This is a genomic window from Kitasatospora sp. NPDC058162 (genome assembly GCF_042884005.1).
Taxonomy (GTDB): Bacteria; Actinomycetota; Actinomycetes; order Streptomycetales; family Streptomycetaceae; genus Kitasatospora.
The window spans coordinates 439476-461738 of record NZ_JBHVUS010000005.1; the positions used below are offsets into that span (position 1 = coordinate 439476).

Genomic DNA, 22263 nt, shown 5'->3' on the forward strand with positions numbered 1-22263 from the left:
CGAGCATGACTGAACCGCGACCGGCGCGGTCCCGGCAAAGGCCGGTCAAGACCACCGGCACCCTGCCGCCCGAGGGGGCGGCCCCGGCCCTCGGGCGCGACCACGCCCTGCCGGTCCGGCAGTGGCCGATAACGCTGGTCCTGTCGGTGGTCGGCGCCGGCCTCGCGGTCATCGGGCTCGCCGACTTCAAGGACGGCTTCAAGTACGGGCTGCTGATCCTCGGCACCGGGGTGCTGCTCGGCGCGGTGCTGCGGCTGGTGCTGCCCGAGGTCGGGATGCTGGCGGTGCGCAGCCGCTTCACGGACGTGATCGTGCTGGCCTTCCTGGGCGCCTCGATCGTGCTGCTGACCCTGCTCGCGCAGCCGAACCCGTGGCTGGAGATCCCGTTGCTGGACAACATCGGCCAGTTGATCGGCCGGCCCAAGCACTGAGCCCGCCCCCCACCGCGGCCCCGTCCGGATCCCCGGGCGGGGCCGCGGTGCGCCCCGGGCCTCCCGGCCCCGCCCGGACGAAGTCCGCTGTGACGCATCAGCCACGTCCGCACACGCGGCGTACGCTTCCCTTTGCGATAACCTGACGCCGGTCTCTCGATGTCGAGAGATCATCCTCGGCTCCAGTGCGCCGGTGTGCCTGGGGCACCTGGCGATTTGCTGGAGAAGGTAGAAATGACCCGCACCCCCGTCAACGTCACCATCACCGGAGCAGCCGGCCAGATCGGCTACGCGCTGCTCTTCCGCATCGCCTCGGGCCACCTGCTCGGTGCCGACGTGCCGGTGAACCTGCGCCTCCTGGAGATCCCGCAGGGCCTCAAGGCCGCCGAGGGCACCGCCATGGAGCTCGTCGACTGCGCCTTCCCGCTGCTGCGCGACATCACCATCACCGACCAGCCGAACGAGGCCTTCGACGGCGCCAACGTCGCGCTGCTGGTCGGCGCCCGTCCGCGCACCGCGGGCATGGAGCGCGGCGACCTGCTGCAGGCCAACGGCGGCATCTTCGGCCCGCAGGGCAAGGCCATCAACGCCCACGCCGCGGACGACATCAAGGTCCTGGTCGTCGGCAACCCGGCCAACACCAACGCCCTGATCGCCCAGCGCAACGCCCCGGACGTCCCGGCCGAGCGCTTCACCGCGATGACCCGCCTGGACCACAACCGCGCGGTCGGCCAGCTCTCCGGCAAGACCGGCGCCCTGGTCTCCGACATCAAGCGCGTCACCATCTGGGGCAACCACTCCGCGACCCAGTACCCGGACATCTTCCAGGCCGAGATCGCCGGCAAGCCGGCCTTCGAGGCCATCGGCAGCGACCAGGCCTGGCTGGAGAACGACTTCATCCCGACCGTCGCCAAGCGCGGCGCGGCCATCATCGACGCCCGCGGCGCCTCCTCGGCCGCCTCGGCCGCCAACGCCGCCATCGACCACGTCCACACCTGGGTCAACGGCACCGCCGAGGGCGACTGGACCTCCATGGGCGTCGTCTCCGACGGCTCCTACGGCGTCCCGGCCGGCCTGATCTCCTCCTTCCCGGTCACCACCAAGGACGGCAAGTTCGAAATCGTCCAGGGCCTGGAGATCTCCGACTTCTCCCGCGCCCGCATCGACGCCTCGGTCAAGGAGCTGACCGAGGAGCGCGACGCGGTCCAGGAGCTGGGCCTCATCTGAGCCCCGCCGCACGGCCTTCCGACGGCCCGCTGCCCCCGCCCGGGGGGTGGTGGGCCGTTTGTTGTTCCCGGGGCTGTTCGTCCGCGGCGCCTACACTGGCCCGCTGTGAACGAAACCCTCGGGGACGCCGCGCTCGTCCTCGTCTTCATCCTGCTGGGCGGCCTGTTCAACGTCGCCGAGATCTCGCTGATCTCGCTGCGCGAGGGCCAGATCCGGACGTTGGAGGCGCGCGGCACCCGGCGCTCGGCCCGGGCCGCGCACCTGGCCGCCGACCCCAACCGCTTCCTGGCCGCCGTCCAGGTCGGCGTGACGTGCATGGGCTTCCTGTCCGCCGCGTTCGGCGCGGACACCCTGGCCGGCAAGGTCGCCCCGCTGTTCGTCGAGGCCGGGCTGTCCCAGGGGGTGGCGGACGCGCTCGCCCTGGTCGGGCTGACCCTGCTGATCAGCTACGTCTCGCTGGTGCTCGGCGAGCTCACCCCCAAGCGGATCGGCCTCCAGCGCGCCGAGTCCATCGCGGTGATCGCGGCTCCGGTGGTGGACGTGATGTCGGTCGCGCTGCGCCCGGTGATCTGGCTGCTCGGCCACTCCACCAACCTGATGGTCCGGCTGTTCGGCGGCGATCCGGCGGCCGGGCGCGGCTCGATGAGCTCCGAGGAGCTCCGCGGCCTGGTCGCCTCCAACACCGAACTGGGAAGCGACGAACGGGCGTTGATCGCGGACGTGTTCGCCGCGGGGGAGCGCCAGCTGCGCGAGGTGATGGTTCCGCGCACCGAGGTGACCTTCCTGGACGCCGAGCGCCCGCTGGCCGCCGTACGGCACCAGGCCGAGACCTCGCCGCACTCGCGCTACCCGGTGGTCGAGGGCAGCGCCGACGCGGTGGTCGGCTTCGTGCACGTCCGGGACCTCTACGGCGCCCGCGGCGAGCAGGCCGTCAAGGTCCGCGACCTGGCCCGTCAGGTGAAGCTGCTGCCCGGCACCAAGCGGGTGCTGGAGGCGATGGGCGAGATGCGCCGGGAGGGCCACCACCTGGCCATCGTGGTGGACGAGTACGGCGGTACGGCCGGCATCGTCACCCTGGAGGACCTGGTCGAGGAGGTGATCGGCGAGATCCGGGACGAGTACGACCGGCCCGAGGCCGCCCCCACCCGCCGGCTGGCCGGCGGCGGCACCGAGCTGGACGGCCTGCTCAACCTCGGCGACTTCACCGAGGAGACCGGCGTCACCCTGCCCGAGGGCCCGTACGAGACGGTGGCCGGCTGCCTGGTGGCCGCGCTCGGCCGGCTGCCCCGGGACGGCGACCAGGCCCGCGTCCCGGTCGAGGGCGGCGGCGCGGTGCTGCTGACGGTGGCCAAGGTGGAGGGCCGCCGGATCGCCCGGGTGAGGGTGAGTGCGGTCACACCGGAGGAGCCACCTGGGGCAGAGGTTTCCTGACCGACCGGGGGAACTGGAAGAATGGCCCGCATGGTCAACGCAGCGGTCACTGGTCCGGTCAAGGACCGTCCTCGGGTGCTCTCCGGGATCCAGCCCACCTCCGGCTCGTTCCACCTCGGCAACTACCTGGGCGCGGTGCGCCAGTGGGTCGACCTGCAGAAGGAGAACGACGCCTTCTACATGGTCGTCGACCTGCACGCGATCACCGTGCCGCAGGATCCGGTGACCCTGCGCCAGAACACCCGGGTGTCCGCCGCCCAGTTGCTCGGCGCCGGTCTGGACCCGGAGCACTGCACCCTCTTCGTCCAGTCGCACGTGCCCGAGCACGCGCAGCTCGCCTGGGTGATGAACTGCCTCACCGGCTTCGGCGAGGCCTCCCGGATGACCCAGTTCAAGGACAAGTCCTCCCGGTACGGCGCCGACAGCACCACCGTCGGCCTGTTCACCTACCCGATCCTGCAGATCGCGGACATCCTGCTCTACCAGGCGGACGCCGTCCCGGTCGGTGAGGACCAGCGCCAGCACGTGGAGATCACCCGCGACATCGCGGAGCGGTTCAACTCGCGCTACGCCCCCACGTTCACGATCCCGAAGCCGTACATCCTCAAGGAGACGGCGAAGATCATGGACCTCCAGGACCCGGGCATCAAGATGAGCAAGTCGGCCTCCTCGGCCAAGGGCCTGGTCAGCCTGCTGGACGAGTCGAAGGTCAGCGCCAAGAAGTTCAAGAGCGCCGTCACCGACACCGGCACCGTGGTCTCCTACGACGAGGAGCAGAAGCCGGGCGTCTCCAACCTGCTGCGGATCCACTCCGCGCTCAGCGGCCAGTCGGTCGAGCAGCTGGTGGCGCACTTCGAGGGCAAGATGTACGGCGCCCTGAAGACCGAGCTGGCCGAGCTGTTCACCGAGTGGGTGACCCCCTTCCAGGAGCGCACCAGCACCTTCCTGGACGACCCGGCCGAGCTGGACCGGGTGCTGGCGATCGGCGCCGAGAAGGCCCGCGCGGTGGCCTCCGAGACGCTGGCGACCGTGTACGACCGGATCGGCTTCCTCCCGGCCGCCAAGCGGTGACTCCGCTCTCGCGCATGCCCGATGGTGGCGACCTCCCGGAGGTCGTCACCATCGGCGTGTCCGTGAGTGTTCCGGACCCGCACGGCGCGCGGGTCCAGGACGCCCGGGCCGGCCTCGGCGATCCGCAGGCCCGCTCGATACCGACGCACGTCACCCTGCTGCCGCCCACCGAGGTGCCGGCCGAGGAACTGCCGAAGATCGAGGAGCACCTGGCGTCGGTGGCGGCGGCGCACCGGCCGTTCCGGATGCTGCTGAGCGGCGGCGGCACCTTCCGCCCGGTCTCCCCGGTGGTGTTCGTCCGGGTCGAGGAGGGCGCGCACGAGTGCCGGCTGCTGGAGGCGGACGTCCGCTCCGGCCCGCTGGCCCGCGAACTGGCCTTCCCGTACCACCCGCACGTGACGGTCGCCCACGGGCTGCCGGACGACGTGCTGGACCAGGCGTACGAGCAGGCGCGCGGGTTCCGGGCGTCCTTCCTGGTGCCGGGCTTCTCGCTCTCCCGCTTCGACGCGGACGAGGTCTGGCGGCCCTGGCGGGACTACCAGTTCTGTTGAGCTAGCCCCGCCGCGGTGGACTACCGCGCCGTACGGCCGAGTTCGAGCATCCGGTCGACCACCCGGCCGGCCGCGCCGCCGTCGTCCAGGGCGCAGTGCGCGGCCCGGAAGCGCCGGTAGCGCTCGGCGTAGCCGGGCGGCAACTGCGCCCCGCCGTCGGCGAGTTCGCGCAGTGCGCCGAGGAGCTCGGCGGAGTCCGGCACCAGCGGCCCGGGGGCGTCCGCCTCGAAGTCGAAGTAGAAGCCGCGCAGGGTGTCGCGGTAGTGCTCCAGGTCGTAGGTGAAGAAGTAGACCGGGCGGCCGGTGATCGCGAAGTCGAACATGATCGACGAGTAGTCGGTCACCAGCACGTCCGCGATCAGCAGTAGTTCCTGCGGGTCGGGGAAGTCCCCGCAGTCGAACAGGAAGCCGTCGCCGGCGCCCGGCAGCGGGTCGCGCACGTGCGAGTGCGGGCGGACCAGCAGCACGTGGTCCTCACCGAGCAGTCGGCGGGCGTGGTCGAGGTCGAGCCGCAGGTCGAGCCGGAAGCCGTCGCCGTCGCCGCGCTGCTGGTCCTCGCGCCAGGTCGGCGCGTACAGCACGACCCGCTTGCCCTCGGGGATGCCGAGCCGGCGGCGGACGGCCGCGGCGACCCGCGGGTCGGGCTGGGCCAGCACGTCGCCGCGCGGGTAGCCGGACTCCAGCACCTCGCCGTCGTAGCGGAAGGCGCGCCGCAGGATCGGGGTGGCGAACGGGCTGGGGGAGAGCAGCAGGCTCCACTGCGGGGTCTCCCGGTCGAGCGCCTCCAGGTAGCCGTGGTCGGCGAGCCAGGGGTTGTCGACGTCGTGGGCGATCCGCTTGAGCAGCGAGCCGTGCCAGGTCTGCACCACGACCTGGCCCTCGCGGCGCTCCAGGAAGTCCGGGAAGTGGGTGTTGCCGACCAGGTACCGGCAGGTGGCCAGGGCCCGGTACCACTGCGGGCTCCAGATCCGGATCGGGACGACGCCGGGCGGCAGTTCGGCCTGGCCGTCGTCGACCACCCACAGGTGTTCCAGCGGCTCGCCGCGGCGGGCGAGTTCGGCGTGCACCGCGCGCGGGGAGTCGGCGTAGCCGCGGCCGCCGAAGACGTCGTACAGCACCGCCTCGCGCAGCGGCTCGCGGCGGGCCGCGGGGTAGTGCTCGGTGCGCAGCCGGGCCTGGGTCCAGGCGCTGCGCTCGGTGGCGTCGAGCACCGGGGTGGAGTCCACCAGCAGGGTGTCGTGCCAGCGGCGCTGCAGCAGGACGTGCTTGCCGCCGGTGGTCGCGGTGGCGGGCAGGGCGGGCAGCACGGTCGGGGCGGCGAGCAGCGGCCGGGCCGGGCCGGAGCGGTCGGCCGGCTCCAGGGCGGCCTCCCAGATGCCCTTGCGCAGCGGCAGCACGGCGCCGTCCGAGCCGGTGCGGGTGGCGGGCACCCGCACCCGGAAGCGGCCGTCCGGCTCGGGCTCGACGGGGGTGCGGACCTCGCCCGCGGTGCCGCCGTGCCGCAGCACCAGCTCCAGCCGGCCGGCGTCCGGGTCCGGGCAGTGGCCGGACAGCTCGAAGCCGCCGAAGTGGACCGCGATCCGGTCGACCATCCCGGCGGCGGGCTGGACGCAGACCTGGAGCCGGCCGTCGGCGAGGTGCTTGAGGTAGAGCACCCGGTCCGGGGCGTCGGGCAGCGGGTACTGGCCGGCCACCGGGCCGCCGCGCTCGTCCAGGCAGAGCTGCTCGGTGCCGCCGTCGGGGCGCAGCAGTTCGGCGTCCCAGTGCTCCAGGTCCTCGCGGCCGCGCCCGTCGGCGGTGAACGGCCGGTACGGCAGTTCGACGGCGAAGGTGTTGCCGGTGCGGGTGAGCGGCTGCTCGATCACCGCCTCGCTCTGCCGGTGCCGCAGCCGCAGCACGGTGCCGGCCGGGCAGTGGTCGGCGACGCCGCCCAGCCGGATGCCGTCGGCGGCGGACTCGGCGCGGTCGAGCCGGACGTCGGGGCGCTCCAGCCGCAGCCGCAGCCGGCCGTCCTCGAAGGACGGCTGGAGGCGCACGTCCCGGTCCACCCAGCGGGCCGGCGGGTACTCGCCGGAGCCGCACCAGTGGGGGGCGAGGGTGCCGTACTGGCGGCGCAGCCGGGTGGGGCGGGGGCGGGTGAAGAGGGTGGTCTCGATCTGCCAGTCGCCGAGCAGCCAGCGGTCGTCCCGGCGCAGCCGGGAGGGTTCCACCAGGACGGTGAAGCCGGACCAGTCGTGGTTGTGCTCGGGCTGGGCGCTGTCGTCGGTGACCTCGGGCAGCCGCCGGGGTCTGGAGCGCAGGTGGAGCGGGGGCTCGGCCCCGTCCTCGTGGCGCAGGGTCAGCCAGGTCCAGGCCGAGCCGGGGCGGCCGGTGTCCTGCTCCAGCGGGCGGGCGAAGCCGGTGAGCTCCAGTCCGCGGCCGTGCCAGCGGGCCCGCAGCAGCCCGAACGAGACGTCCTCATCGACGGCTGGCCGACCGGCGGCCACCCGGGGGGCGGCGTGCGGCAGAACGAACCGGGTGAGCGAAGACATGGTGCGGAGGGCCCTTCGGAACGGGGTCCCGGGCATGGCGGTGGCCGGGAGGGCCGCGGTGCCGGTGACGACCGGTCCGGGGCCGATTTGATATCCCACCCCGGGAGGGCACCCCGGGTCAACTGTACGGTTCGTAGAATTTCCTTTGAAATTCGTCGACTAAACGTAAGTTCGAGTGCAAATTGGACGTAAAGGGCGGGTAGCTCTCAGGGAATTCCCAGATATCACCGAGGCGCCCGGCGCGGATCGCGCCGGGCGCCTCGGTACGAGCCGGTGGCTACACCGATCGGGGCCACGCGTCGACCACCCGTCCGGCGGCCTTGCCGTCGTCCAGGTCGCAGTACGCCTCGCGGAACGCGGCCGCCTTGTCCGCGTACTCGGCCGCCACCGCGTCCAGCCGTCCGAGCGCGTCGACCAGCGCCTCGGAGGTGGCCAGCAGCGGGCCCGGGGCCTCGGCCTCGAAGTTCAGGCTGAAACCGCGCAGGTTGTCGCGGTAGTGCTCGAGGTCGTGGGTGAAGAAGATCATCGGCTTGCCGGTGGTGGCGAAGTCGAAGACGCTCGACGAGTAGTCGGTGACCAGCACGTCGGCGATCAGCAGCAGCTCCGCCATGTCGGGGTAGCTGCCGACGTCCCAGATGTAGCCGTTGCCGGCGCCCGGGATCTGGCCGCACATCATGTTGTGCCGGCGCACCAGCAGCACCTGGTCGTCGCCGAGCGCGGCCTTGGCCGCCTCCAGGTCGACCCGCAGGTCGATCTGGTAGCCGCCGTTCGGCCGGCGCCGGTCCTCGCGCCAGGTCGGCGCGTACAGCACGACCTTCTTGCCCTCGGGCAGGCCGAGCCGCTCGCGGACCTGCTCGGCGGTCTTCTCCCGGTCGGCCGCGAACAGCAGGTCGTTCCGGGGCGATCCGCTCTCCAGGATCTCGCCCTGGTAGTCGAAGGCGCGCCGCAGCACCGGGGCGGACCAGCTGTTGCCGGCCACCAGCAGGCTCCAGTTCGGGACCTCGCGGGCCAGGCCCTTGAGGTAGTTCGAGTCGGTGAACCAGACCTTCTCGAAGTCGAAGCCGACCTGCTTCAGCGGGCTGCCCATCCGGGTCTGCAGGACCACCTGGCCGGGGCGGCGGACGAAGAAGTCGGGCAGGTGGGTGCTGGTGACGATGTACTTGGCGGTCGCCAGCGCCTCGAACCACTCCGGGCTCCACAGCCGGATCGGCTGCGCGGTGCGCGGCAGCTCGGCCTGCATGTCGTCACTGCCCCACAGGTGCTCCAGCGGCAGGCCGCGGCGGACCAGCTCCTCGTGGATCGCCCGCGGAGAGTCGGCGTACGCGCTGCCGTGGCCGGCGTTGTAGAGCACCGTGTCGCGCACCGGCAGCCGGCGGGCGGCCGGGTAGTCGGTGCCGCGCAGCCGGCGCTGGCGGTAGCCGGACCGCTCCTCGGGCAGCAGGGCCGAGTGCGACTCCAGCGACAGGCCGTCGTGGTAGCGGCGCTCCAGCGCGATCCGCTTGCCGCGGGACTCCACCTCCACCGGCAGCGAGCCGAAGCAGTCCGGGGAGATCTGCACGTAGCTGTCCGGCAGGCTGGAGGCCGGGACGCCGACCGGGCGGAAGAAGACGTTCCAGGTGCCCTGGGCGAGCGGCACCCGCCCGGCGAAGGTGGCGGTCGGCACGGCGGGCAGCGCGGTGCGGAACCGGCCGTCCGAGATCTCCACCGGGTAGACGTGCTCCTCCTCGCGCCAGTGGTGGCGGACCACCAGCTCCCAGCGGTGCGCGCCGGCCTGCGGGAAGGAGCCGCTCAGCAGGAAGCCGTCGGCGCCGCGCGCCGACACCTCGTCCACGACCGGCTGCAGCAGCTGGTCGGAGAGCTGGAGGTGGCCGCTCGGGGAGGGCTTGGTGTAGATCGCCCGGCGCTGCCCCACCGGCGCCTGCGGGTCCAGCGGGACGTGCAGCTGCTCGGGCGCGTTGCGGTCGTCCCAGACCAGCGGCAGGACGCTGCCGTCGGCCAGCAGCAGCGCGCTGTCCCAACGGTCGCGGACCCGCTCGCCGGCCACCGGGTCCAGCTCGGCCCAGGCCTCGCGGACGGCGGTCAGCTCGGCCGTCTCGACGGAGGAGCTGAACGGCTGCAGGGTGCCGGCCGGCGTGCCCAGCTCCACCGGGAAGGTCAGCTCGCGGTCCGACTCGACGTGGGTGAGCCGCAGCCGGGCCCCGGCGAAGCTCGCCCCGGAGCGGGCCGCACCGGAGACCTCCACCCGGCCGCCGTGCGCGGCCAGGCCGGTCACCCGGGCCTTGACGGTCTCCACCTGGAGGTAGACGAAGTTGTCCCGGACCCACGGCACGATCCGCACGTCCGGCTCGACCCAGTGCTGCGGGATCGACTCGGCGGTGTCGCTCCAGCCCGCCGAGATCCGGCCCTTGTAGATCCCGCCCTTGCCCGCGCCGGCCACCAGGACGCGCCAGTGGCCGTCCTTCCACTGGCCGCGGTGCTTGAGCTTCTTCGGGTCGAGGGCGACGGTGAAGCCGGACCAGTCGCAGTTGTACAGGTCGTGGTTGCAGCTCGCGGTGGCCTCGGGGCTGTACTGGGTCTTCATCGGCACCGCGATGACCCGGCGGCCCTTGGCCTCGCGCAGCACCAGGGTGCGGACCATGTCGTGCTTGTTCGACGCGCCCAGCTGCTCCGGGTACGCGTGCCCGGTCAGCTCCAGCCTGCCGCCCACCCAGGCGCTCTTGTACAGCCGGCTGCGCATGACCAGCGAGTTGTCCAGCTTGAGCACGCCGGACGGCACGCTCTTGCGGCCGCCGCGCAGGAACGGGTAGTCCGCGTACGGCCGCAGCAGGCCGCGGGCCTGCACGCCGCCGCCGCTCTCGCCCTCGTAGCGGATCTGCTCGACCAGCTCGTCGACCCGGTTCTGCAGGGTCAGGTGGTACTTCAGCCGCAGCGGCGCGCGCAGCTTGCGGACCTGCTCCTGGCCGATCGAGCGGAGCAGCCGGCTGACGCACTGGACGTAGGCGGCCCGGTACTCCTTGTCGCCGTCCACGACGGACCAGAAGAACATCGGGATCTCCTCGACGAGGGTGTTCTCGTCGTAGGAGCGCAGGTACTCGGCGAAGCGCGGCTCGGTCTGCCGCTTCAGCCAGGCGCGGACCAGCTCGACCGAGGCGACCCGGTCGATCAGGCCCTTGGGGTTGGTGCGCATCTGGGTGATCGACATCTCGCCGACCTCGCGCTCGCGCCAGTGGTAGATCGGCTCGGAGAGCACGTCCACGCTCTTGGCGAGGTAGTGGTGCGGCACGCTGACCGGGGCGTCCTCGTACAGGATGCCCTCGGGGTAGAGCAGGTCGGCGGCGTCGAAGAAGGAGCGCCGGTACACCTTGTTCCACGCGGTGCGGTCGGTGACCAGCGCCGGGAGCTCGGTGATGTGGGTCTTGAGGCGGGTCTCCTTGAACGGCTTCGAGTGCCCGCCGGACTGGTAGTAGCCCACCGCGCGGAACCGCAGCACGTTGCCGGTGCAGAAGTCCGAGCCGGTCTCCTCCAGCGTGTTGATCATCAGCTCGTACGCACTCGGCGGCATCGAGTCGTCGCTGTCCACGAAGCACAGGAACTCGGAGTCCGGGTCGATGTGCCGGATGCCGGTGTTGCGGGCCGCGCCGAGGCCCTTGTTGACCTGCCGGACCAGCCGGAACCGGGGGTCCTGGGCCGCGTACGCCTCGGCGAGCGCCGCACTGCCGTCCTTCGAACCGTCGTCGACCATGACGCACTCGAAGTCCGTGAAGGACTGGGCGGCGATCGAGTCGAGGCATTCGACGAGATAGCGCTCGACGTTGTAGATCGGAACGACGATGGAGAGGCGGGGAGCCATCGGCTACGCAGGCCTTTCTCGGGAGGAGCGTGGCAGCCCGCAGGGGGTCTGGCCGCACTTGGATCGGTGCGTACGTGCGCCCCGATCCTACCTCCGGGGCCCGACCCTCCCCGGGCCCACTACGCTGGGCCCCGTGCCCCGCTTCAGCGTCATCGTCCCCGTGTACCAGGTCCAGGACTACCTCGCCGAGTGCCTCGAATCCGTCCTCGGCCAGGGTGGACCGGACCTCGAACTGATCGCGGTGGACGACCGCTCGCCGGACGGCTGCGGCGCCATGCTGGACGAGGCGGCCGCCGCCGACCCCCGGGTCCGGGTGCTCCACCTGCCGGAGAACGTCGGCCTCGGCCGGGCCCGCAACGCCGGCCTGGAGGTCGCCACCGGCGACTACGTGGTCTTCCTCGACAGCGACGACACCCTCACCCCCGGCCTGCTGGAGGCCGTCGACGCCCGCCTCGCCGCCACCGGCGACCCGGACGTCCTGGTCTACGACTACGCCCGCACCTACGCCGACGGCCGGATCACCCGCGCCGCCGCAGGCCACGTCTTCGGCGCCGACTCCCCGGACGTCTTCGACCTCGCCGCCCGCCCCGACCTGCTCGACCTGCTCCAGGTCGTCTGGAACAAGGCCTACCGCCGCGGGTTCATCACCGAGCAGCAGCTGGCCTTCCCGGCCGGCTACTACGAGGACACCCCCTGGACGTACCCGGCGCTGCTCGCCGCCGCCAGCATCACCCTGCTCGACCGGGTCGGCGTGCACTACCGCCAGCGCCAGGAGGGCGGCAACATCCTGGCCACCGCCAGCCGCAAGCACTTCGACGTCTTCGCCCAGTACGACCTGGTCTTCGCCTTCCTCGACCGGCGCCCCGACCTGGACCCGTGGCGCCCGGTCGTCTTCGGCAAGATGCTGAACCACCTCAACACCGTGGTCGCCAAGCCCGGCCGGGTCCCGGCCGGCGACCGCCGCGAGTACTTCCGCCGCTCCGCCGCGCACTGCGCCCGGCTGCGCCCGGCCGGCTACCGCCCGCCGCCCGGCGTGGACGGCGTGCGCACCGAACTGCTCGGCCACGGGCGCTACGCCGCGTACCAGGCCGTCCGCGCCCTGGCGAAGGCCCGCCGGCTCGTCAACGGCTGATCGGCCTCTGCCGCGTTGGGCGGATCCGGCCCGCGCCTGACGGCCGTTCGGGGGACGGACCGGTATAACCGGTCGGGTGGACTTCCTGACCCGCCTTCCGGTCCTGGGCCCGCTCGTGGCCCGGGTGCTGCGCAGCCGCCCGTACCGGGTGTACGAGTACTTCTCCGCCGCCCGCGGCAACCGGCTGGCCGGAGCCGTCACCTTCTTCGGCTTCCTCGCCCTGTTCCCGCTGCTCACGGTCGGTCTGGCGATCGCCGCCGCGACGCTGAACGGCAGCCAGGTGGCCGACCTCCAGCACCGCATCTCCGACCAGCTGCCGGGCCTGTCGGACGCGCTCAACCTGCCGTCCCTGGTGGCCAACGCGGGCACCCTCGGGCTGGTCAGCGGCGCCCTGCTGCTGGTCTCCGGCCTCGGCTGGGTGGACACCATGCGCACCTCGATCCGGGACCTCTGGCAGCTCCCCGAGGAGGACGGCAACCCGGTGCTGCGCAAGGCCTGGGACGTCGTGGTGCTGGCCGGCCTCGGCCTGGTGTCGCTGTTCTCACTGGCCGCCTCCGCCGCCGGCACCACGCTCGCCGGGCGGATCGCCGACGCGACCGGCCTGGGCAGCGGCTACCTGCTGACCGGGGTCGGGGTGCTGATCGCCATAGCGTGCGACATGCTGCTCTTCGCCTACCTGCTGGCCCCCTTCCCCGGGATCACCGGCCAGCGCCGCCGCGACCTGCTGACCGGCGCGCTGATCGGCGCGGTCGGCTTCGAACTGCTGAAGCTGCTGCTCGCCTCCTACCTCGGCTCGGTCGCCGGGCGGAGCCTGTACGGCGCCTTCGCCACGCCGGTGGCGCTGCTGCTGTGGATCAACTTCGTCAGCCGGCTGCTGATGTACTGCGTGGCCTGGACGGCGACGGCCGACCCGGCGGCCGCCCGGGAGCGGACCAGGGAACACGGCCGGGCCCTGCTGACCGCGGCCGACGATGCCGAGGCCCGGGCCGAGGCCCCCGCAGGGACGCCCCGGCCCCGGACCTGAGGCCGGGCCGCTGCAGCTCAGTCCCCGGCGCGGCCCGCCGTCCGGCGCCGGAGGGCCACCACGGCGCCCGCCGCGACCACGGCCCCGACCAGCACGGCCGACCAGGTGCCCAGGCCCGGCCCGTCGTCCCCGGCCGCCCCGGCGGCGGCCCGGCCCGCGGTGGGGGAGGCGTGCGGCGGCGGGGCGGGGACACCGGCGGTGCCGCCCGCCTGCCCGGTCGGCTCCTCGCCGCCGGCCGGCTTCTCGTCGACCAGCCGGCCGACCGGCTGCACCTTGCCGGCCGCGGCGAAGCCCCAGTCCAGCAGCTCGGCCGTCTCGTCGTACACCTTCTGGTAGCTGGCCGGGTGCATCACCGTCACCAGCAGGGTCCGCCCGTTCCGCTCGGCCGCGCCGACGAAGGTCGAGCCGGCGTTGGTGGTGGTGCCGTTCTTCACCCCGATCAGGCCGGGGTACTTGCCCAGCAACCGGTCGGTGTTGGCGATCCCGAAGCTGCCGCGCTGGCCGGTGTTCTTGTCGACGGCGCCGGGGAACATCGCGTCCCGGGTCGCGCAGTACCCCCGGAAGTCCGGGTTGCCCAGGCCGGAGCGGGCGAACAGCGACAGGTCGTAGGCCGAGGACAGCTGGCCGTCCATGTCGTAGCCGTCCGGGGAGATCACCTTGGTGTCCCGGGCCTGGAGGGCCTCGGCCCGGGCCTGCATCTCGTTGACGGTCGGCTGGATCCCGCCGTTCATGTGCGCCAGGACGTGCACGGCGTCGTTGCCCGAGCTCAGGAACACCCCGCGCCACAGGTCCTCGACCCGGTAGTCCAGGTTCTCCTTGATGCCGACCAGGCTGCTGCCGGCGCCGATGTTCTGGATCTCCTCGTCGGCGACCCGGTGCACCGCGTTGCGGTCGAACTTGGGCAGCACGGTGTCCGCGAAGAGGATCTTCAAGGTGCTCGCCGGGGGCAGCCTGAGGTGCGGGTTGTAGGCCGCCAGCACATCGCCTGACGTGGCGTCGGAGACTATCCAGGACTGGCCGGTGAGGTCCGTCGGCAGCGCCGGCGCGCCCGCCAGCGGATTGACCTGGACCCCGGGGACCCCCAGCCGCTCACCGCCGATCGCGGTCGACGGGGGCGGCGCCTGCGGAGCCGCGACCGCCGCCGGGGCGGCGAGCAGGACCGGGAGGGCCGCGGTGACCGCGGCGCACAACTGGGCGAAGGTGTGACGGGGTGTGGGCACCAGCTGACCGTACCCACTGCGGAGCCCGGCCGTCCGCCACACCGGACGGGTCCTCCGCAGGAGGGGCCCGCCCTACGCCGATCGGCGGCCCGCGCATACTGGGGAGGCACCCCGCCTTCACACCCCCCGCCGAGGACCACCCCATGAAGCTGAGCCGCCGCACCTCCTGGTTCCTGACCGCCTTCGGCGTCTGGTCGATGATCATCTGGACGACCTTCGTCAAGAACCTGTGGAAGGACTCCGGCAACCAGGCCTTCGTGAACGGCGACCACTCCCAGCCCACCGCGTTCTTCTGGATCCACCTGGCGCTCGCCGTCACCTCCTTCCTGCTCGGCGTCGCGGTCGGCACCGTCGGCGTCCGCGGCCTGCGCGCCACCCGCCGCAGCCCGGTCACGGACTGACCTCCAATCCCCGTTGCCGCGGCCGGACCCGCCCTGGCAAGATCCTCACCGCTCGCACGCGCGTACCGGACGCGCCGAGCATGATCGGTGGGGGATTGCTCCAATGATTCACATTCACCTGCGCAGATTCGGCGGCGTCGCCGCGGCGACCGTGGCCGTCGGCCTGCTCGCCACTCCGACGGCGGCCATGGCCGACACCGCGCCGGCCGTCCTCGGCACCAACCAGGGTGTCGACTCGTCCCACCTCAGCGCCTGCGCCTCGACCGGCGACCCGACCTGGATCGGCCGGAGCGTCAACGGGCCGGCGCTCAACGTCAAGGTCACCGGCACCGGCGCCCGGTTCGGCGTCTGGGACGTGACCACCGGCGCCGAGGACCCGGTGTTCACCGGCGAGGCCCAGGCGGGCTTCGGCCAGTCCGCCGCCCTCAACGTCCCCGGCCTGCTGGACGGGCACAGCTACGCCTGGCACGCCTGGGCCCTCCAGGGCACCCAGACCTCCGCCCCGTCGGCGGACTGCCACTTCACGGTGGACACCACCGGCCCGACCGCCACGGTCAGCTCGACCGACTTCCCGGCGAGCGGCACCGCCCCCAAGTTCGCGGGCCAGTTCGGCACCTTCGTGGTCAAGACCGCCGACCCGGTGCCGGCCGGCGGCGAGGCCTCCGGGGTCGCCTGCATCCGGTACGGCTGGGGCGACCTCGGCGTCGGCGGCTGCGACTCGCCCGACGCCGTCGTCCCGGAGGACGACGGCACCGCGACCGTCAGCCTGCGGGTCCTGAACTGGGGCACCAACACCCTCAACGTCCAGGTGATCGACAACGCGGGCAACGTCGGCGGGGCGGGCTACACCTTCTACGCCCCGTGGAACCAGAACCCGCCCAAGGCGCTCGGCGACGTCGACGGGGACGGCGTCCCGGACGTCCTGCTGCCGGACGCCGCGGGCAACCTCCAGGTCCTCAGCAGCAACTCGGGCGACACCACCCCGTCCGCCGTGATCCGGGCCGCCCTCTCGCCGAACCAGACCTCCTGGTCCAACGTCCAGGTGGCGCACCGCGGTTGGGACGCCAACGCGCACGCGCCGATGGACGACCTGCTGATGCACCCGAGCGGTTCGCCGGCGCTGTACCTCTACAACAACCAGGACTACCTCTCGTTCACCGGGTACCCGTCGGTGGTCTCCCGGCCGTCCGCCTGCCAGAACGCGGCCGGCACGGCCGCCGCCTGCCCGGCCGGCTTCGCCACCGACTGGCACAAGGCCGACCAGATCGCCCTGATCGGCTCCCTGGACACCCGGATGGTCTCCTCCCTGGTGACCGTGGAGGACGGCAACCTCTGGCTGTTCGCCAACCCCGGCTTCTCCTACCGGCCGCGGACCGCCCGCCAGCTCACCACCAACGGCGCCTGGGCCGGCTTCGACCTGATCGCCCCGGGCCCGGACTCGGCCGGCAACCTCACCCTCTGGGCCCGCGAGCGGGCCACCGGTGACCTGCACGCCTACCCGATCGCCAAGAAGGCCGACGGCACCTTCGACTTCTCCACCCTCGCCGACCCGAAGGCGAACGTCGTCGCGAACGGCTTCACCGTCGACAAGTACCCGACCCTCGGCAGCTCGGGCGACGTGGACGGCGACGGCCTCCCCGACCTGTGGGCCGTCACGGCCGACCGCCACCTGCTGTACTTCAGCGGCTGGACCGACCCGGCCGACGCCGGCGCCCTGAAGTGACACACACGGAGGCCCCCGTCCGATCCTCGGATCGGGCGGGGGCCTCCGTCTGCCGGACTGATCCCCCGAATCCCCGTTGCCGCTGTCGGTCCCCCCTGGCAAGATCCTCACCGCTCTCACGCGCGTGCCGGACGCGCTGATCACAAGGGGTGGGGAACCTCCATGAAACTTTCGCTTGCCCGCAGACTCGGCGGGGTCACCACGGCCGCCCTCGCGGCCGGGCTGCTCACCACACCGACGGCGGCCATGGCCGACACCGCGCCGGCCGTCCTCGGCACCGCCCAGGGCGCCGGCTACCAGACCGCCGCCTGCGACTCGACAGCCGACCCGACCTGGATCGGGATGACCGACAACGGCCCGACGCTCAGCGTCAAGGTCACCGGGGAGGCCGCCAAGTTCGGTGTCTGGGACGTCACCACGGGCGCCGAGGACCCGGTGTTCACCGGCCAGGCCCAGACGTACGGCCAGCAGTCCGTCGGACTCACCGTCCCCCACCTGGTGGACGGGCACAGCTACGCGTGGCACGCCTGGGCCCTTCAGGGCACCCAGACCTCCGCCCCGTCGGCGGACTGCCACTTCACCGTGGACACCACGAGCCCGACCGTCACGGTCTCCTCGACCGACTTCCCGGCGAGCGGCACTGCCCCCAAGTACGCGGGCCAGACGGGGACTTTCGTCCTCAAGGGTGCCGACCAGGTCCCCGCGGGCGGAGAGGCCTCCGGTGTCGCCTGCTTCCGGTACGACTGGATGTACCCCGGGACCGACTGCAACTCACCGGAGGCCGTTGAGCCGGACGCCGACGGTACGGCGAAGATCGACCTCAAGGTCCTGCAGTGGGGCACCAACAACCTCGTCGTCAACGTGATCGACAACGCGGGCAACATCGGCCGGACGACCTACACCTTCTACGCCCCGTCGAACCCCAGCGCGAAGACCCTCGGCGACGTGGACGGGGACGGCGTCGCGGACATCCTGCTGCCGGACGCCCAGGGCAACCTGCAGTACATCGGCGTCAACGCGACCGACGCGACGCCGAACGCCGTCATCTCGGCCAAACGCTCTCCTTCCGGGCAGAGTTGGGCGCCCTACCAGATCGCCCACCGGGGCTGGGACTACCACGCGCCGTCCTCGGACGACCTGTTCATCCACAAGCCGGGCGACGCCTCCCTGACCGTCTACCGGAACTGGGACTACGGAGCCATGACCAAGGGCTTCACGCTCTCGGGTGAGCGCGGGTGCAACGACCCCTTCGACCCGACCGTGACCTGCCCGGCCGGCTTCTCCGCCAACTGGTCCAAGACCGACCAGATCGTCGCCTTCGGCCCGGTGACCGGTGGCACTTCGCCGTCGCTGCTGACACTGGAGGGCGGAAACCTCTGGCTGCTCACCGGGGCGACCTCCGACTTCGACAAGGTCACCAAGCTCACCACCTCCGGCGCCTGGAACGGCTACGACCTGGTCGCCCCCGGCCCGGACGCTTCCGGCAACCAGGCCCTCTGGGCGCGTGACCGGGCCACCGGCGAGCTGCACGCCTACCCGATCCCGAAGAAGGCGGACGGCACCTTCGACTTCTCCGCCCTCGCCGACCCGAAGGCCGACATCGTTGCCACCGGCTTCACCGTGGCCGCGTACCCGACCCTCGGCAGCTCGGGCGACGCCGACGGCGACGGCAAGCCGGACCTGTGGGCCGTCACGGCCGACCGGCACCTGGTGATGTACAGCGGCTGGACCGACGCCAACGACCTCGGCCCGCTGAACTGATCCGACTCCGATGACGACGAAGGCCCCGTCCGATCGGAAGGATCGGACGGGGCCTTCGCCCTTGCTCAGGCGGGGATCAGAAGCGGCGGGTGACCAGCGCCCGCTTCACTTCCTGGATCGCCTTGGTGACCTCGATGCCACGCGGGCAGGCCTCGGAGCAGTTGAAGGTGGTGCGGCAACGCCACACGCCCTCACGGTCGTTGAGGATCTCCAGGCGCTGCTCGGCACCCTCGTCGCGCGAGTCGAAGATGAAGCGGTGCGCGTTGACGATGGCGGCCGGGCCGAAGTACTGGCCGTCGTTCCAGAACACCGGGCAGGACGACGTGCACGCGGCGCACAGGATGCACTTGGTGGTGTCGTCGAAGCGCTCGCGGTCCTCGGCGGACTGCAGGCGCTCGCGGGTCGGGTCGTTCCCCTTGGTGATGAGGAACGGCATGACGTCCTTGTACGCCTGGAAGAACGGGTCCATGTCCACGACCAGGTCCTTGAGGACCGTCAGGCCCTTGATGGCCTCGATCGTGATCGGCTTCTCCGGGTCGACGTCCTTGATCAGGGTCTTGCACGCCAGCCGGTTGCGGCCGTTGATCCGCATGGCGTCGGAGCCGCAGATGCCGTGCGCGCAGGAACGGCGGTAGGTGAGGGTGCCGTCCTGCTCCCACTTGATCTTGTTGAGCGCGTCCAGGACGCGCTCCTTCGGGTCCATGGTGAGCTGGTAGTCGACCCACACCGGGTCCGGGTGCTCCTCCGGGTTGAACCGGCGGATCCGGAAGGTGACGGTGATCAGCTGTACGGCACCGGTCTCGGCCGCGTCCAGAGCGGCCGAGTGCTCCACGGTCGGAGTGCTCATCAGTACTTACGCTCCATCGGCTGGTAGCGGGTCGTGACGACCGGCTTGTAGTCGAGGCGGATGGAGGTGCTGCCGTCCTCGGCAACCTCCTGGTACGCCATGGTGTGCTGCATGAACTTCACGTCGTCACGGGTCGGGAAGTCCTCGCGGTAGTGGCCGCCGCGGGACTCCTCGCGGGCCAGCGCGGAGACGGCCAGCACCTCGGCCAGGTCGAGCAGGTTGCCCAGCTCGATGGCCTCCAGGAGGTCCGTGTTGTAGCGGAAGCCCTTGTCCTGGATGGAGACGTGCTTGTAGCGCTCCCGCAGCGCGGCGATGTCCTCGACGGCCTGCTTGAGGGTGGCGCCGGTGCGGTACACCATCGCGTTGGCGTCCATGGTCTCCTGCAGCTCCTTGCGGATCTGCGCCACGGACTCGGTGCCGGTCGACTCGCGGAGCTTGTCGACCATGCCCTGGACCAGCGTCTCCGGGTCATCCGGGAGCGGGACGAACTCGTTCGCGTTGGCGTAGTCGGCGGCGGCGATGCCCGCGCGACGGCCGAACACGTTGATGTCCAGCAGCGAGTTGGTGCCGAGGCGGTTGGCGCCGTGCACGGACACGCAGGCGACCTCGCCGGCCGCGTACAGGCCCGGGACGACGTCGGTGTTGTTGCGCAGGACCTCACCCTCGACGTTGGTCGGGATGCCGCCCATGGCGTAGTGCGCGGTGGGCTGGATCGGGATCGGGTCCGTGTAGGGCTCGATGCCGAGGTAGGTGCGCGCGAACTCGGTGATGTCCGGGAGCTTGGCGTCCAGCTGCTCCGGCGGCAGGTGGGTCAGGTCCAGGTAGACGTGGTCGCCGTCCGGACCGCAGCCGCGGCCTTCGCGGATCTCGGTGTAGATCGCGCGGGAGCAGACGTCACGGGACGCGAGGTCCTTCATGACGGGGGCGTAGCGCTCCATGAAGCGCTCGCCGTCCTTGTTGCGCAGGATGCCGCCCTCGCCGCGGGCGCCCTCGGTGAGCAGGATGCCCATGCGCCAGATGCCCGTCGGGTGGAACTGGAAGAACTCCATGTCCTCCAGCGGGAGGCCGCGGCGGTAGGCCACCGCCTGGCCGTCACCGGTGAGGGTGTGGGCGTTCGAGGAGACCTTGAAGAACTTGCCGGTGCCGCCGGAGGCGAACACGACCGACTTGGCCTGGAAGACGTGGATCTCGCCGGTGGCCAGCTCGTAGGCGACGACGCCGGCCGTCTTGCCCTCGTTGATGAGCAGGTCGAGGACGTAGAACTCGTTGAAGAACTCGACGCCGTGCTTGACGCAGTTCTGGAACAGCGTCTGGAGGATCATGTGGCCGGTGCGGTCGGCCGCGTAGCACGAGCGGCGGACCGGGGCCTCGCCGTGGTTGCGCGAGTGGCCGCCGAAGCGGCGCTGGTCGATCCGGCCCTGCTCGGTGCGGGAGAAGGGCAGACCCATCTTCTCCAGGTCGAGGACCGCGTCGATGGCCTCCTTGCACATGATCTCGGCGGCGTCCTGGTCGACCAGGTAGTCACCGCCCTTGACCGTGTCGAAGGTGTGCCACTCCCAGTTGTCCTCCTCGACGTTGGCCAGGGCGGCGCACATGCCGCCCTGGGCCGCGCCGGTGTGGGACCGGGTCGGGTAGAGCTTGGTCAGGACGGCGGTGCGGCTGCGCTGCGTCGACTCGATGGCCGCGCGCATGCCGGCACCGCCGGCGCCGACGATGACGGTGTCGTACTGGTGAATCTGCATGGGGGGTTAACTCGCCTCTGGCCTCTGCCGATGGTCGATGGTGCTCGCGGCTCAGATGTTGGGGTCGAAGGTGAAGATCACCAGGGTGCCCAGCAGCACGGTGAAGACCGTGGCGGTACCCATGAGCCCCTTGAGCCAGAGCCGGGTCGAGTCCTTCTCGGCGTAGTCGTTGATGACCTGACGCATGCCGTTGGCGCCGTGCAGCATGGCGAGCCAGAGCATCAGGAGGTCCCAGCCCTGCCAGAACGGCGAGGCCCAGCGGCCGGCGACGAAGGCGAACCCGATCTTGGAGACGCCACCGTCCAGGATCAGCATGATCAGCAGGTGACCGAGGATCAGCACGACCAGGACGACACCGGACAGGCGCATGAAGAGCCAGGCCAGCATCTCGAAGTTGGTGCGGGTGCGGCGCGGCGTCTTCTTGGTCCGCTTGCGCGGCGGCTCGATGACGAAGGCGTCGGCGGGGTTGCCCGTGCCGAGGCCCTTGCCGGTGTGCGCCTGCTTGGAGGGGACGACGATCGCGTCGGAGTATTCCGTGGACATCAGTCAGCTCACTTCCCGAACCAGGAGATCAGCGTGTGCTGAAGGATGCCGTAGAAGGAGCCGGCCATCAGGACGACCCAGACCCCGACGACGGACCAGAGCATCTGCTTCTGGTACTTCGGGCCCTTGGACCAGAAGTCCACTGCGACGACGCGCAGGCCGTTGAGCGCGTGGAACAGGATGGCGGCCACCAGGCCGTACTCCATCAGGTTCACGAGCGGAGTCTTGTACGTCTGAATGACGGTGTCGTAGGACTCCGGCGACACTCGCACGAGGGCGGTGTCCAGGACGTGGGCGAACAGGAAGAAGAAGATGAGGACGCCGGTGACTCGATGAGCCACCCAGCTCCACATGCCTTCCCGGCCGCGGTACAGCGTTCCAGCCGGCACGGAAAAACCCTCCGGAAGCGATTGGGGGCTCGGCCGGCTTCGGTGTCGGTCAGCCCGGCCGGGTACGGTCCACCGGCCGCCAGCATCCTATCGACGCCGTGTCGGGAACCGCCTCCGGGGTACCCAGGTGTGATCAATCAGGCACTTCTGGCCTAGTCGGACGGGAACCGGGGCCGCCATAGTCACGCTGGGTGACCGATTTCGTGCGCTGTGGTGACGGGATGGCGATCGGCCTCACCCTGGAGGGTGAATCGGGTGCGGCCGTACCGACGCGGCCCGGCGCGCCCGGCGGACCGGGGGGGCGGCGCGCCCGGGCCCGCGGGGGGGGCGGGGGGCCCCGCGCGCCCGCCCCGCGGGGGCCCCGCCCGGGCGGCGGCCGCAGCCCGCCC

General features: G+C 71.7%; 17 protein-coding genes. 10 read left to right on the plus strand and 7 right to left on the minus strand.

Translation table 11 applies throughout. The features are described from left to right. Nucleotides 1–5: 5 nt before the first annotated feature. From ACFVXG_RS13630 to ACFVXG_RS13650, 5 genes are all read left to right on the plus strand, one after another. On the plus strand, nucleotides 6–431 hold the full coding sequence (locus ACFVXG_RS13630) for a DUF3017 domain-containing protein (protein WP_387927102.1): 426 nt from the start codon (nucleotides 6–8) through the stop codon (nucleotides 429–431). Between the two features lie 234 nt (nucleotides 432–665). Then, nucleotides 666–1658, plus strand: a complete 993-nt coding sequence (locus ACFVXG_RS13635; RefSeq protein ID WP_387927104.1) for a malate dehydrogenase — start codon at nucleotides 666–668, stop codon at nucleotides 1656–1658. Between the two features lie 105 nt (nucleotides 1659–1763). Further along, nucleotides 1764–3089 carry a hemolysin family protein gene (locus ACFVXG_RS13640; protein WP_350503503.1) on the plus strand — a complete coding sequence of 442 codons (1326 nt, stop codon included), beginning with the start codon at nucleotides 1764–1766 and terminating at the stop codon, nucleotides 3087–3089. A 75-nt stretch (nucleotides 3090–3164) separates the two neighbouring features. Beyond that, on the plus strand, nucleotides 3165–4160 hold the full coding sequence (trpS, locus tag ACFVXG_RS13645) for a tryptophan--tRNA ligase (protein ID WP_350503710.1): 996 nt from the start codon (nucleotides 3165–3167) through the stop codon (nucleotides 4158–4160). Between the two features lie 14 nt (nucleotides 4161–4174). Continuing rightward, nucleotides 4175–4711, plus strand: a complete 537-nt coding sequence (locus tag ACFVXG_RS13650) for a 2'-5' RNA ligase family protein (protein WP_387927106.1) — start codon at nucleotides 4175–4177, stop codon at nucleotides 4709–4711. 20 nt (nucleotides 4712–4731) lie between these two features. Here the strand turns inward: ACFVXG_RS13650 and ACFVXG_RS13655 are convergent, their stop codons facing one another. Together ACFVXG_RS13655 and ACFVXG_RS13660 are read right to left on the minus strand one after the other, a co-directional pair. After that, nucleotides 4732–7242 (minus strand): CDP-glycerol glycerophosphotransferase family protein, encoded by a 2511-nt coding sequence (locus ACFVXG_RS13655; protein ID WP_387927108.1) that lies wholly within the window; start codon nucleotides 7240–7242, stop codon nucleotides 4732–4734. Between the two features lie 277 nt (nucleotides 7243–7519). Continuing rightward, the gene (locus tag ACFVXG_RS13660) at nucleotides 7520–11092 is read right to left on the minus strand and encodes a CDP-glycerol glycerophosphotransferase family protein (RefSeq protein WP_387927110.1); all 3573 of its coding nucleotides are present in this window, start codon (nucleotides 11090–11092) and stop codon (nucleotides 7520–7522) included. Nucleotides 11093–11225: 133 nt separating this feature from the next. Here ACFVXG_RS13660 and ACFVXG_RS13665 point away from each other — a divergent pair, with 133 nt between their 5' ends. Both ACFVXG_RS13665 and ACFVXG_RS13670 read left to right on the plus strand, forming a co-directional pair. Then, the gene (locus ACFVXG_RS13665) at nucleotides 11226–12224 is read left to right on the plus strand and encodes a glycosyltransferase family 2 protein (protein ID WP_387927112.1); all 999 of its coding nucleotides are present in this window, start codon (nucleotides 11226–11228) and stop codon (nucleotides 12222–12224) included. 76 nt (nucleotides 12225–12300) lie between these two features. Further along, nucleotides 12301–13248 carry a YihY/virulence factor BrkB family protein gene (locus ACFVXG_RS13670; RefSeq protein ID WP_387927114.1) on the plus strand — a complete coding sequence of 316 codons (948 nt, stop codon included), beginning with the start codon at nucleotides 12301–12303 and terminating at the stop codon, nucleotides 13246–13248. A gap of 17 nt (nucleotides 13249–13265) precedes the next feature. On the opposite strand, the gene ACFVXG_RS13675 is transcribed toward ACFVXG_RS13670, so the two are convergent. Then, nucleotides 13266–14468: a D-alanyl-D-alanine carboxypeptidase family protein gene (locus ACFVXG_RS13675; RefSeq protein ID WP_387927116.1), complete on the minus strand. Its 1203-nt coding sequence runs from the start codon at nucleotides 14466–14468 to the stop codon at nucleotides 13266–13268. A gap of 143 nt (nucleotides 14469–14611) precedes the next feature. Here ACFVXG_RS13675 and ACFVXG_RS13680 point away from each other — a divergent pair, with 143 nt between their 5' ends. The 3 genes from ACFVXG_RS13680 to ACFVXG_RS13690 all read left to right on the plus strand — a co-directional run bounded on the left by ACFVXG_RS13680 (nucleotide 14612) and on the right by ACFVXG_RS13690 (nucleotide 18353). Beyond that, nucleotides 14612–14869: an SCO4848 family membrane protein gene (locus tag ACFVXG_RS13680; protein WP_387927118.1), complete on the plus strand. Its 258-nt coding sequence runs from the start codon at nucleotides 14612–14614 to the stop codon at nucleotides 14867–14869. A gap of 103 nt (nucleotides 14870–14972) precedes the next feature. Further along, the gene (locus ACFVXG_RS13685; RefSeq protein WP_387927119.1) at nucleotides 14973–16592 is read left to right on the plus strand and encodes a hypothetical protein; all 1620 of its coding nucleotides are present in this window, start codon (nucleotides 14973–14975) and stop codon (nucleotides 16590–16592) included. 162 nt (nucleotides 16593–16754) lie between these two features. Then, a complete protein-coding gene (locus tag ACFVXG_RS13690; RefSeq protein WP_387927121.1) occupies nucleotides 16755–18353 on the plus strand; it encodes a hypothetical protein in 1599 nt (532 codons plus the stop codon). 76 nt (nucleotides 18354–18429) lie between these two features. Here the strand turns inward: ACFVXG_RS13690 and ACFVXG_RS13695 are convergent, their stop codons facing one another. The 4 genes from ACFVXG_RS13695 to sdhC are packed head-to-tail and all read right to left on the minus strand — an operon-like array spanning nucleotide 18430 to nucleotide 21874. After that, nucleotides 18430–19200 (minus strand): succinate dehydrogenase iron-sulfur subunit, encoded by a 771-nt coding sequence (locus ACFVXG_RS13695; RefSeq protein ID WP_387927123.1) that lies wholly within the window; start codon nucleotides 19198–19200, stop codon nucleotides 18430–18432. Further along, nucleotides 19200–20942: a succinate dehydrogenase flavoprotein subunit gene (gene sdhA / locus ACFVXG_RS13700; protein WP_387927125.1), complete on the minus strand. Its 1743-nt coding sequence runs from the start codon at nucleotides 20940–20942 to the stop codon at nucleotides 19200–19202. The genes ACFVXG_RS13695 and sdhA overlap by 1 nt, the downstream gene beginning before the upstream one ends. A 51-nt stretch (nucleotides 20943–20993) precedes the next feature. Further along, nucleotides 20994–21485, minus strand: coding sequence for a succinate dehydrogenase, hydrophobic membrane anchor protein (gene sdhD, locus ACFVXG_RS13705; RefSeq protein WP_387927127.1), 492 nt, complete (start codon nucleotides 21483–21485; stop codon nucleotides 20994–20996). An 8-nt stretch (nucleotides 21486–21493) separates the two neighbouring features. After that, a complete protein-coding gene (sdhC, locus tag ACFVXG_RS13710; RefSeq protein ID WP_074003919.1) occupies nucleotides 21494–21874 on the minus strand; it encodes a succinate dehydrogenase, cytochrome b556 subunit in 381 nt (126 codons plus the stop codon). Nucleotides 21875–22263 lie beyond the last annotated feature (389 nt).